This is a genomic window from Nocardioides sp. NPDC057772 (genome assembly GCF_042798075.1).
In the GTDB taxonomy this organism is placed as follows: domain Bacteria; phylum Actinomycetota; class Actinomycetes; order Propionibacteriales; family Nocardioidaceae; genus Nocardioides.
In genome coordinates this window covers 1-11,587 of record NZ_JBHVKN010000163.1, presented here as the reverse complement: position 1 = coordinate 11,587, position 11,587 = coordinate 1, and the positions used below count along the sequence as shown (strand labels likewise).

Here is an 11,587-nt window from a genome sequence, read left to right as displayed (position 1 = left end):
CGCTGTGCTGCGACGCCCGGATCGGCACGCCGGCAACGGAGTACTTCCAGCCGGAGAACGCTCGCGGCCTCACCATCTCCAACGCGACCAGCCTGCTGCTGCGGCGCCTGGTCGGCAACCACGCGATGCGCATGGTGCTCGGGTCGCCGCGGGTTCCGTCGGCGGAGACGCTGCGGATCGGTCTGCTCGACGAGGTGGTCGAGCCCGACCAGCTCCTCGAGCGCGCCGTCGACACCGTGCACGCGTGGACTCCGAAGGGGAACACCACGGCGCTGCATCTTGCCCTGCTGCGGCCCCTGGTCGCCGAGGTCGAGGCGGCCTTCGAGCGCGAGGACCACGCCGCCCACGAGGCCTGGGCGAGCGGACTGCTCACCGCCGGCGTCGCCGGCTTCTGGACCAACAAGGAGACGACCACATGATCGAGACCCAAGCGGCGGTTCTGACCGCCGTGAACGTGCCGCTCGAGCTCACCACCATCCGAGTGGACGACCCGGAGCCGTACGAGGTGCGCGTCGCGGTCACCAACGTCGGCCTGTGCCACAGCGACCTCCACTACATGACCGGCACGGTGCCCCCGGACCATCTTCCGGTCGTCGTCGGGCACGAGGTGGCCGGCGTCGTCGAGGCAGTCGGCTCGGCGGTCACCCAGCTGAAGCCCGGTGACCGCGTGACGGGGGCGCTGACCCCGTCCTGCGGCCTGTGCACCAACTGCTCGGCCGGCAGGTCGACCCAGTGCCAGCGCGTCCAGGAGATCCGGCAGCGTCCCCGGTCGGCCTACCAGACCACCGGCGGTGACCCCATCGACAGGCTCGGCGCCGTCGGCGCCTTCTCCCGACACATCCTCCTGCGCGAGAACGCGCTGGTGAAGCTGCCTGACGACGTGCCGTTGCACGTCGGCTGCCTGCTCTCCTGCTGCATCGTCACGGGCGTGGGTGCGGTGTTCCGCGGCGCGGAGGTGCGGCCGGGCAGCACCGTCGCGGTGATCGGCTGCGGTGGCGTGGGATCGGCCATCATCCAGGGGGCGCGGCTCGCCGGCGCCTCGGCCATCGTCGCGATCGATCTCGACGAGGACCGGCTCAAGGCCGCGCGCACGTACGGCGCCACCCACGTGATCAACGGCGGAGAGGGTGACACCGTCGAGGAGCTGCACCGGCTGCTGGGTGGCGGCGTCGACTACGCCTTCGAGGCGGTCGGCTCGGCGCGTACGGCACAGACGGCCCTGGCCCTGGTGCGGCCCACCGGCACCGCCTGCCTGGTCGGCATCGCGCCGGCGGGCTCGGAGATCAGTGTCCCCGCACACGACTTCTTCTTCCTCGAGAAGCGCCTCATCGGCTCCTACATGGGATCGGGCCAGGCGCGCGAGGACATCGCCCAGTTCGCCCGGCTCTACCAGCAAGGACGCCTGCTCCTCGACGAGATGGTGACCCGGGTCATCCCGTTCGCCGAGATCAACGAGGGCTTCGAGGCGATGAAGTCCGGGGACGTCACGCGCATCGTCGTCGACCTCCAGTCCTGACCCACGAATCCGTAGAGGAAGCCTGATGTCCAGCAACGAGATCACGATCGCCCAGCCGGTCGACTACATCGCCGACGAGTGGAGCGAGTGCGCCACGGTCGACGACGCGTGGAACCTCGACCCCAACACCCTCGAGCCGGTCCATCGGACCGTCACGACCCCGCCCGACGACGTCGAGCGTGCTCTGCGGCATGCGGAGGAGACGTACGACGCCGGTCGGTGGGACCACGAGGCCCGGCTCGAGCGGGCCGACATGCTCGATCGCGTCGCGGCGCTCCTCGAGAGCAGGACGGAGGACATCGCGCGCACCGACGCGATCACCAGCGGCACACCCATCAGTGCCACCCGCACGGTGGCGTCCTTCCTGCCCTTCCGCATCCGGGCCACGGCAGCCGACCTTCGCGAGATCCCGCGGGTCACCGCCCTGGAGGCCGGTGGCCGGGACGTACGCCTCTACAAGGTGCCGTGGGGCCCGGCAGCGATCCTCACCCCCTGGAACGGTCCGAGCTTCATCCCGGCCGCCAAGGTCGTCAGCGCGGTCGCGGCCGGATGTCCGGTGATCCTCAAACCCTCGGAGCACGCGCCGGGCAGTGCCCAGATCGTGGTCGAGTGCTTCGTTGAGGCGGGTCTCCCGTCCGGTGCGCTGCAGCTGGTCCACGGTGCCGGTGAGGTCGGCGCCCGACTGACCGCCGATCCGAGGATCAAGATCGTCTCGTTCACCGGCGGACCCGGGGCGGGGCGCGCCATCGCCCGTGCCGCGGCGGAGGACTTCAAGGTGCTGCAGCTCGAGCTCGGGGGCAACAACCCGGTGATCGTGCTCGACGACGCCGACCTCGACGTCACCGCCGACGGCATCCTCGACGGCATGACCAAGCTCAACGGGCAATGGTGCGAGGGGCCGGGCAAGATCCTCGCCCACCGCCCCCTGATCGCCCCGCTGCTCGAGGCGCTGACCGAGCGGATCTCCAAGCTCACCGTCGGTCACTCCCTGGACGAGGACACCCACGTCGGACCCATCTCGAACGGGGCGCACTTCCAGACGCTCCGGAGCCGCGTCGAGGGGCTGCGTGAGCTCGGGGCGACGATCCACCAGCCGGCGGCGCTCCCCGAGCTCGGCGGCTACTTCCTCTCGCCCACGATCGCTTCCGGTGCCGATCCGGACCGGGCGACGGCGGAGCTGTTCGGTCCGCTGGTCTCGCTGCACGCGGTGGACTCCACCGAGGAGGCGCTGCGGATCGCGAACGCCCATCCGTCGGGTCTGGACGCGTACGTCTTCGGCACCGACACCGACCGCGCCATCGAGGTCGGCTCGCGCATCGTGGCCGGTGAGGTGCGGGTCAACGGCGCCAAGGTCGCCGACCTCGGCGACGACTCGGCCCAGAGCTTCTGGGGCCCGGCCGGCATCGGTGGCCACGGGCCGGCCGAGTCCGTACGCGTCTTCTGCGGCGACCGTGTCGTCGGGGTGGACTCTCCGGATCTGCCGCTGTGAGAGCCGGCGCGGCGGCGCCGTTCAGGCCTTGGCCGGTGCCGCCGCGAGCCGGGCGGCGATCCAGGTGTCGAGCACGGCGCAGTTGACGTCCATCTGCGCCTGGGCGACGGATGCGTCGCCGTAGGTCAGCCAGTTGACGCCGAATCCGTCGGCGAGGGTGGCCAGGACGTACGTGATCTCGTCGATCGCCTCAGGTGCAACGGGATCGTCGGCAGACGCTTCCTGGAGTGCCTTGCGCACCGTGTCGAAGGCCTGGTCGTAGACGGCGATGCCACGGTCGCCGTGCTGGCGCCGGGCCCAGTTGACGAGCTCGAAGGTTGCGGCGGTGAAGCTCGGTGAATCGAGGTAGCACTCCATGACGCCGCGCAGGATCTCCCGGGCCGCCTCAGGCAGCGTCGTGTGCGGGTCGCTGCCCTCGATGACCTCGCGGTACTTGCCGGACACGAAGGTGTAGACGTCGGCGAAGAGGTCCTCCTTCGAGTCGTAGCAGTAGTGCAGCATCGCCACGTTGGCCTTGGCCTGCTCGGCGATCCGGCGCGTTGTCGCGCCGTCGATCCCGTGGGCCGCGATGACCTCGACGGCGGCCTCGATGAAGTCGCGACGTCGCTGGGCGACGGGGATCCGTGCCATCAGGTCCTCCGAGTGCATCCGGGCACCCACGTAGTTGGGCGCTTGATTAAGTCACGGCGACTATATCAGTGCTCGGTGCGGTCTTCTCGGCGTGAAACTTAGCCAAACATCTTAGTCATGCATCTTGATCAGATGACTAACACTGATCTAGCGTATGAGCCAGATCACACAGCCCCGATCGGAGACCACCTATGGCACAGATCAACCAGCAAGTGGGCGCGGCCCGCCGGGCGAAGACAGGGCCCCCGAGCAGGGGGCCGCTCATCGGCATCGGCGCGCTGATGGTCGTGCTGACCAATGCCGTCATCTTCATCCTTCCGCCGCTCCTGCCGGTGATCCAGGCGCAGTACGGGCTCGCCACGGTCGCCGAGACGACGTGGCTCTACACCGCCCTCACCCTCGGCGGGGGAGCCGGGTTCATCCTGCTGCCGCGTCTCGCCGATCTCCACGGCGACCGGAACGCCTCCGTCGCCGCGTCCGCCTTCCTCGCGGTCGGTGCGGCCGTCCCGGCGGTCGGCGACTCCTACCCGACGCTTCTCGCCGGGTGCGCCCTGATGGGCTTCGGCTGCGCGGCCCAGCTGCTGCCGCTGGGCTTTCTTCGGCGCAACCTCGGCGCGTCCGGCATCACGGTCGGTGTCGCCGTGCTGGTGATCGCCACGGGCGCCGGCATCGTCATCGGCATGATCGGCGGCGGCCTGATCGTCGAGAGCCTGTCCCTGCGCAGCTTCTTCCTCATCCTCACCGCCGCCTGCGCGGCGACCGCCCTCGCGACGTACGTCCTGGTCCCGCACGCCCCTCCGGCCGAGCGCACCGGTCGGATCGGTGTGGTCGGCACGGTGTGGATGATCGGCTGGATCGGCGCGATCCTGCTGACCCTCACCCAGGGCCTGGTCTGGGGCAACGCGGCTCTCCTCCCACTGGTGGTCGGCATCGTCGGGGGCGTCGCCTGGGCACGCTCCCAGCGCCGGTCGTCGACGGCCGTCTTCGACATGGCGCTGATGCGTACGCCGCTGGTCACCGTCTCGTGCCTGTGCATCGCGCTGTTCGCCGCGGTGAACTCGGCCTTCCTGCTCCTTCTCAGCACCTATGCACAGGTCATCCCCGAAGCGCTGCGCCCGGTCGACGCGTACGGTCTCGGGCTCTCAGCCCTCCAGACCGGCTGGCTGATGGTGCCCTTCGCGGTGACGTTCCTGGTCGGCGGTGCCGTGGTCGACCGTCCTGTCGCCAACGGTCGTGGCGTGCCCGTTTTCATCCTGGGCGCCCTGATCAGCGCGGCCGGCCTGGCCTGGCTGGCGATGATGCACGACCAGCAATGGCACTACCTGGTCGGCGCCGCGGTCATGGGCCTCGGCTGCAGCATCGGGTACGCCGCCGGCTTCACGCTGGTGCAGGCGGCCGCGCCCGAGGAGAAGGCCGGGATGGCCGCCGGTGTCGCCGGCACCTTCATGGCGGTCGGCTTCGCGTTCGGTACGGCGCTGGTCAGCGCCGACCTCAGTGCTTCCCTCGTCCCGGTGCCCGGCACGACGCTCGAGGTGGCCGCCGAGGGCCTCTACGGCGCCGGCTACTGGATCTCCGGAGTCCTTGCCCTGCTCGTCGTCGTGATCGTGCTGGTCCCGAGCGCCCGCTCGCGCCGGCGCGAGCAGCTCTGACGGCAACTACCACCTGAAGGAAAGAAGACAGACATGAGAGACGACATCTACGCCCTGGCATTCCTTGTCGGTGACGTGATCATGATCGCCGGTGGCTACTGGGCCGGCTGGAAGTTCATCAAGCAGTACCGCAACTATCTGCTCGGCATCGAGTGGTTCATCGTCGCCACCTCAGGCGTGAACTTTCTCGTCTGGGCCCTCCGGTTCCCCGAGGACAAGGAGGCCGGCGAGGCCAGCCTGCAGTACTCGTTCGCCTTCTTCCTCGACGCCTTCTCGCGCTCGGTCGGCATCACCCTGCTGCTCGTCGTCGGATTCTTGGCCGTGACCCACCGCTACAAGTCGAGCATCCTGGTCGACGTCGCCATCCTCGCGCTGGCCGTGGGCGCCGGCCTCTACCTCGGCCAGGAGAAGTTCCAGGACCACGTGGACGACGCCGGCCACCACATCCTCTACCCCGGTCCGGCGACGATCTACCTCGTCGTCAACCTGCTGACGCTGGTCTTCCTGCTCTACGTCACCAAGCGGCTGTGGGACATCGGTGCGACGAGGGTCGCGGTCGCCACCCTGCTGGTCAGCCTGGCGGGGACGGGGATCGCCCTGGGCTACGACTTCTTCCCGTTCCCGGCCTCCGTCGACCCGCTCCAGGACCGTGCGCTGTTCTACGCGCTGGCGCTCACGGTGTGGGGCCTGCAGCTGTTCATCTACCTCTTCGCCTACCGCGCGCTGCACGAGCACAACGAGCGGACCGACCCCCGGGAGCTGACCCATGCCCACGCCCACTGACGACGTCGAGTACGCCACCTTCACCGGGTGGGTCGACCGGCCCACCGACGTACGACCTGCTCTTGAGGGCGACCTGGAGTGCCGGATCGTCGTCATCGGCGGCGGCATCAACGGGATGTCCACCGCCCTGCGGCTGTCGGAGCGGGGCCAGGACGTGGTCCTGCTGGAGGCCGAGTTCTGCGGCCACGGCTCCAGCTCGCGCAACGCGGGCCAGCTCGCCGGCGCTCCGGGCGGTGACCTGCAGCTGCTCAACCTGCTCTCCGGCAGGAAGATGCCCGGCATGATGCGGCTGGCCGAGCGCGCCGCTCACCACGTCGAGGACTTCATCGCCAAGAACGACGTCGACTGCGACTACGAGGCCACCGGCAACGCGTTCGCGGCCACGTCCCGCGGCCAGATGGGCCGGGTGCGCAGGGTCGCGAAGATCGTCAGGCGGGCGGGCGGCCATGTCGAGGTCGGCACCGCCGAGGAGCTCGGGATCCCGCGGGGGTTCGTCGGCGGAATGCGCGAGGTCGTCGGCGGCATGATGAACCCCGGCAAGTTCACGCTCGGCATGCGACGAGTTCTCCTCGCATCGGCGGCGCGGGTCTTCGAGCAGACGAAGGTCACCGACGTGGCACGCACGGACGGCGGAGTCCTGGTCACCACGCCGCGGGGCAGGGTGCACGCCGACAAGGTCGTGCTGGCCACGAACGCCTTCGCAGGGGAGTGGGACATCACCCCGAAGCACCTCTCGGTGCCGATCTACGTCATCGAGGTGGAGACCGAGCCGATCGACCCGGCACGCATCGCCGCCCTCGGCTGGACAAGTCGCATGGGACTCGTCACCCAGCACGCGATCATGGAGAACTACCGCCTCACAGCGCGCAACACCATCGTGTTCGGCGTACGCCGGCTGGAGCGCGGCACCAGCTACCCGCTGCCGACGGAGAAAGCGCCGGATCCCGGGCTCGTCGAGGAGCTCGCGGGGGCCTTCGCTACCCGGTTCCCCTCCTTGGCCGACGTCAAGATCCGGCGGGCCTGGGGCGGCTGGATCGCGATCACGTCGTCCTGGCTCCCGCTCGCCGGGCAGATCGGCGACGACGTCTACTACTCGATCGCCTGCAACGGGCACGGGCTCGCCCAGGCGCCGTACGTCGGCACGCTCATCGCCGACGCGATCGTCGATGGCCGGCGGCACGAGGATCTGGAGACGCTGTGGCAGGAGAAGCCGACGTTCCCGCCTCCGATGATGATGGGCCGTCTCGGGCTGCGCATGATCTGGGCCGTAGACCGCTTCAACGACCGGATCAACGGCAGCCGTCGCAACGCGCGAAGAGCTGTAGGCGACACCCACCGACGATGACCCGGTGACGACCGGGGCGGTCGCGGGGCAGACTGACCCCATGACGTCCGTGCCCGACGGTGACCGTCCTGAGCTGCGGGTGCGCCTCTCCGCGGAGGCCGCCAGCGTGCCCGGCGCGCGCAGGTTCGTCACCGACGGGCTCCGGGAGTGGGGTCGCGCGCACCTCGTCGACGATGCGGCTTTGTGCGTCACCGAGATGGCGGCGAACTCGGCCCTGCACAGCGGCAGTCCCTACATGCAGGTCCGGATGAGCGACCTGGAGCCGGGGGTGCGGCTCAGCGTCGAGGACGACGGGGCCCTGGTCCCGCTCCCGGCCGTCGCCCCGCCTCCTCTCGAGAGTCAGGGCATGACCGGGCGTGGGTTGGCGATCGTGTCGGTGCTGGCGGAGTCCTGGGGAATCGAGGAGCGCGCCGACGGGCGGCGCATCTGGGCCGAGCTCGCCGGCGATGGGGTCGAGCACGACGTACGTCCTCCCATCGTGGAGGTCGGCGAGCAGTCGGTCCCGGAGCCGGTGGCCCTGCCCGCCGACTGGGTCACGGTCCGCTTGCCGCGCTGCCCGGTGTACCTCGGGCTCCAGATCGACCAGCGCCTCGACGATCTGGTCCGTGAGCTCCAGCTCATCGACTCCGAGGACGGCCCGACTCCACCGCGCGAGCTCGGCCAGCTCATCGAGCGGCTGGTGACCCGGCCGGCGTTCGCGCGCCACATGGGTCGCCGGACCGCGATGGAAGCGGCCGCGGCAGGGCTGAAGTACGTCGACATCGAGATGACCCTTCCCCGCGAGATGGCGCCCGTGGTCCGTGAGCTGTTGGCCGCCGACAACCTGGCCGACGAGCTCAGCGAGACCCATCATCTGCTGACCCTGCGCTCCACGCCGGAGATGGTGTCGCTGCGGACGTGGTTCACCGAGAGCATCGTCGGTCAGGCGGAGAACGACGCCGACCCGGTGCCGTACGACGAATGGCTCAGGGGTTGAAGACGACTTTCACCATCCCGTCGGCCTTCTCCTGGAACGACTTGTAGGCATCGGGGGCTTCGAGGAGGGGGAGATGATGGGTCGCGAAGGAGTCGACGCCGAGGGGGTCGTCGTCACCCACGAGGAACGGCAGCAGGTCCTCGGTCCAGGCACGTACGTTGGCCTGGCCCATGCGGATGGCGACCTGCTTGTCGAACAGCTGCATCATCGGGAACGGGTCGAGCGCACCGCCGTAGACACCGGCGATCGAGACCGTGCCGCCGCGGCGTACGGCTTCGAAGGCGGTGGTGAGCGCGGCCATCCGATCGACCCCGGCCGTCTGCATCACCGTGCGGCCGGCGGCTCCCGGCATCATCGAGACGAGCTTGGTCATCCCCTCGACGATCGGCGAGCCGTGGGCCTCCATGCCCACCGCGTCGATGACGGCGTCCGCGCCGCGGCCGCCGGTGAGGTCGCGTACCTGCTCGGCGATGTCGCCGGACTCGAGGGCGATGGTCTCGGCGCCGCGCTGCCGCACCCGGGCGAGACGCTCGGGCACACGATCCACGCTGATCACCCGGTGGCCGGCGGCGAGCGCGAAGCGGCTCGCCATGTCGCCGATGGGACCGGCCCCGAGCACCAGCACGGTGCTGTTCGGGTCGGGGTCGGCGTACTGCAGGGCCTGCCACGCCGTCGGCAGCACGTCGGAGAGGAACAGGAACCGGTCGTCGGGCGGACCCTGCGGCACCTTGATCGGCAGCTGGTTGCCGAAGGGAACGCGCAGATACTCGGCCTGCCCGCCCGGAACCTGACCGTAGAGCGAGCTGTAGCCGAAGAGGCTGGCGCCGGTGCCCTGGTCGCGGTTCTGGGTGGTCTCGCACTGTGAGTGCAGGCGGTGCTGACACATCCAGCACGTACCGCAGCTGATGTTGAACGGCACGACGACGCGGTCACCGACGCTCAGGTCCTGGACCGCGGGGCCGACCTCGGCGACGATCCCCATCGGCTCGTGTCCGACCACGTCGCCGGGCGTCATGAACCCGGTGAGCACCTCGTAGAGATGGAGGTCGGAACCGCACAGTCCCGTCGAGGTGATCTCGACGATGATGTCGTCGTCGTCGACGATGTGTGGGTCCGGGACCTCTTCCACCCGGATGTCGCGCCTGCCTTGCCAGGTGACCGCCTTCATGGATGTGCCTCCTTGGGATCGAGTCACCTCTGCGGTACCCCGATCCGGCCCGTCCAGCCCGTCGGGCAGTGCTGAACCCCGCGGAGATGGGTACCGGGGGCGCATCGCACATCTGGCTGGCCGCAGGGAGGGCGTGGACAACATGAAGGTCGTCGTCATCGGCGCGTCGGGGAACCTCGGCACCGCCACCATCCGGGCGTTGACCGCGGACGGCGCGGCCATGGTCGTGGGGGTGGCCCGCAGAGGCCCGAGAGGTCCGCACACCAGCCCGCACGCCTCTGTCGAGTGGCGTGAGGCGGACGTCTCCACGGCCAACCTCGAGCCGGTCCTGGAGGGCGCGGACGCGGTCGTCCACCTCGCCTGGAAGTTCCAGCCGACGCACCGTCCCGAGGAAACCTGGGCCACCAACGCCGTCGGTACGCGGCGGGTGCTCGACGCCGTGGCCCGGGCAGGAGTCCCGGCGCTGGTGTGCGTCTCGTCGGTGGCGGCGTACTCGCCCGTGGACCACGACGACCCGGTCGACGAGACCTGGGAGACCGATGGCGCCTCGGCCGCCGCGTACTGCAGGGAGAAGGCGTACGTCGAGCGGGCCCTGGACGCCTTCGCGTGCAACCACCCCGAGGTCCGGCTGGTCCGGGTCCGACCCGCGTTCGTCTTCCAGCGATCGGCCGCCAGCGAGCAGCGGCGGATCTTCGGCGGCCCCCTGCTCCGGCCCGCCTTCGTGGACCGCCGACGGATCCCGATGGTGCCCGTACCCGCCGGGATCCGGTTCCAGGCGGTGCACGCCGGCGACGTCGGCCGAGCCCTGGCGGCCGCGGCGACGACCGACGTGACGGGTGCGTTCAACCTGGCCGGTCCCGGTGTCATCAGCCGCGACGAGCTCGGCGAGCTGCTGGACGCCCGGACGGTCGAGGTTCCGCCGAACATCGTGCGCCACGGCCTGGACACGGCCTGGCACGCCCGGCTGGCGCCCGTCCCCGGCAGCCTGCTGGAGGCCGTCATGCAGCTTCCGCTGATGTCGACCGCCCGCGCCGAGCTCGAGCTCGACTGGCGCCCGCGCCACACGGCCATGGAGGCTCTCGAGGCGGTGATCTCCGGGATCCCGGAGAAGGCCGGTAGCGACCTTCCGCCGCTACGTCCCTGATCCTGGAGACGTGGTCGTGGCATGGGGGCGATGCTCTCGGGTTACCGGTTGGCATGACGTCACTGAGCTGTCTGATCCTCAACTGCACCCTCAAGCCGTCGCCCGCCGAGTCCAGCTCCGCGCTGCTCGGGTCCGAGATCCTCTCGGCGCTCATGGACCACGATGTGAAGGGCGAGATGGTCCGGGTCGTCGACCACGACGTCCGCTTCGGGGTGAGCACCGACGAGGGTGAAGGCGACGCCTGGCCGGAGCTGCGCGAGCGGATGCTCGACGCCGACGTGCTCGTGCTGGTCACCCCGATCTGGCTCGGCCAGCCCTCCTCGGTGTGCAAGATGGTGCTCGAGCGCCTCGACGCCGAGCTCGGCGAGACCGACGAGCAAGGTCGGATGCTGACCTACGACAAGGTCGCCGGGATCGGCGTCGTCGGCAACGAGGACGGCGCCCACCACGTCACCGCCGAGCTCTGCCAGGCGCTCAACGACGTCGGCTTCACCATCCCGGCCGGCGGGTCGACGTACTGGGTCGGCGAGGCCATGCAGGGCGTGGACTACAAGGACAAGAAACCGACGCCCGAGACGACCGCCGGAACCACCAAGACCCTGGCTCGCAACCTCGCCCACCTTGCCGGGCTGCTGGCTGAGTCGCCCTATCCGGCGTCGTGATGATGGCGTGGAATCACTATCCAGCGCGACGACGGCACGCGGCGGGGTTCTGGCGCAGCTCCACGTTGTCCTTCACGATCCTGCGGTCCACCCAGCTGTTGCGAGCCACCGAGAAGTTGCCCGCGTAGGAGTTCCTGAGCACACGCAGGGAACGCACGTGATTCCCGACGACGCGGAAGTTGTTGCACGCCTTGTTGTCCCGGACCATCAAGGACCCCCGGTTGT

12 protein-coding genes are annotated in these 11,587 nt (G+C 69.8%); 9 read left to right on the top strand and 3 right to left on the bottom strand.

The genetic code is table 11. The features are described from left to right. The 3 genes from ACFVJS_RS21310 to ACFVJS_RS21300 form a co-directional block, all read left to right on the top strand. On the top strand, positions 1 to 419 hold a 419-nt coding region (locus ACFVJS_RS21310), incomplete at its 5' end, for an enoyl-CoA hydratase/isomerase family protein (protein ID WP_378884550.1). Next, complete coding sequence (locus ACFVJS_RS21305; RefSeq protein ID WP_378884547.1) at positions 416 to 1,516, top strand: Zn-dependent alcohol dehydrogenase; 1,101 nt, start codon at positions 416 to 418, stop codon at positions 1,514 to 1,516. The genes ACFVJS_RS21310 and ACFVJS_RS21305, both read left to right, overlap by 4 nt. A gap of 25 nt (positions 1,517 to 1,541) precedes the next feature. Then, complete coding sequence (locus ACFVJS_RS21300) at positions 1,542 to 3,005, top strand: aldehyde dehydrogenase family protein (protein ID WP_378884546.1); 1,464 nt, start codon at positions 1,542 to 1,544, stop codon at positions 3,003 to 3,005. A gap of 21 nt (positions 3,006 to 3,026) precedes the next feature. On the opposite strand, the gene ACFVJS_RS21295 is transcribed toward ACFVJS_RS21300, so the two are convergent. Continuing rightward, entirely contained in the window at positions 3,027 to 3,635 is a 609-nt protein-coding gene (locus ACFVJS_RS21295) for a TetR/AcrR family transcriptional regulator (protein WP_378884543.1), read from the bottom strand. Positions 3,636 to 3,826: 191 nt separating this feature from the next. Here ACFVJS_RS21295 and ACFVJS_RS21290 point away from each other — a divergent pair, with 191 nt between their 5' ends. From ACFVJS_RS21290 to ACFVJS_RS21275, 4 genes are read left to right on the top strand one after another with little or no spacing between them, the layout of a single operon-like run. Then, a complete protein-coding gene (locus ACFVJS_RS21290; RefSeq protein WP_378884541.1) occupies positions 3,827 to 5,284 on the top strand; it encodes an MFS transporter in 1,458 nt (485 codons plus the stop codon). A 33-nt stretch (positions 5,285 to 5,317) separates the two neighbouring features. Next, positions 5,318 to 6,067: a hypothetical protein gene (locus ACFVJS_RS21285; protein WP_378884538.1), complete on the top strand. Its 750-nt coding sequence runs from the start codon at positions 5,318 to 5,320 to the stop codon at positions 6,065 to 6,067. Further along, the gene (locus tag ACFVJS_RS21280) at positions 6,051 to 7,412 is read left to right on the top strand and encodes an NAD(P)/FAD-dependent oxidoreductase (RefSeq protein WP_378884536.1); all 1,362 of its coding nucleotides are present in this window, start codon (positions 6,051 to 6,053) and stop codon (positions 7,410 to 7,412) included. The genes ACFVJS_RS21285 and ACFVJS_RS21280 overlap by 17 nt, the downstream gene beginning before the upstream one ends. A 40-nt stretch (positions 7,413 to 7,452) precedes the next feature. Continuing rightward, on the top strand, positions 7,453 to 8,388 hold the full coding sequence (locus tag ACFVJS_RS21275; protein ID WP_378884534.1) for an ATP-binding protein: 936 nt from the start codon (positions 7,453 to 7,455) through the stop codon (positions 8,386 to 8,388). Here ACFVJS_RS21275 and ACFVJS_RS21270 read toward each other — a convergent pair. Further along, positions 8,378 to 9,556 (bottom strand): alcohol dehydrogenase catalytic domain-containing protein, encoded by a 1,179-nt coding sequence (locus tag ACFVJS_RS21270; RefSeq protein WP_378884532.1) that lies wholly within the window; start codon positions 9,554 to 9,556, stop codon positions 8,378 to 8,380. The genes ACFVJS_RS21275 and ACFVJS_RS21270 overlap by 11 nt on opposite strands. Positions 9,557 to 9,698: 142 nt before the next feature. Here ACFVJS_RS21270 and ACFVJS_RS21265 point away from each other — a divergent pair, with 142 nt between their 5' ends. Further along, positions 9,699 to 10,700 carry an NAD-dependent epimerase/dehydratase family protein gene (locus tag ACFVJS_RS21265; RefSeq protein WP_378884552.1) on the top strand — a complete coding sequence of 334 codons (1,002 nt, stop codon included), beginning with the start codon at positions 9,699 to 9,701 and terminating at the stop codon, positions 10,698 to 10,700. Positions 10,701 to 10,753: 53 nt separating this feature from the next. After that, complete coding sequence (locus tag ACFVJS_RS21260; RefSeq protein ID WP_378884529.1) at positions 10,754 to 11,362, top strand: flavodoxin family protein; 609 nt, start codon at positions 10,754 to 10,756, stop codon at positions 11,360 to 11,362. Positions 11,363 to 11,378: 16 nt separating this feature from the next. Here ACFVJS_RS21260 and ACFVJS_RS21255 read toward each other — a convergent pair. Beyond that, positions 11,379 to 11,587 (bottom strand): hypothetical protein (locus tag ACFVJS_RS21255; protein WP_378884527.1); only part of this gene is annotated, 209 nt, incomplete at its 5' end.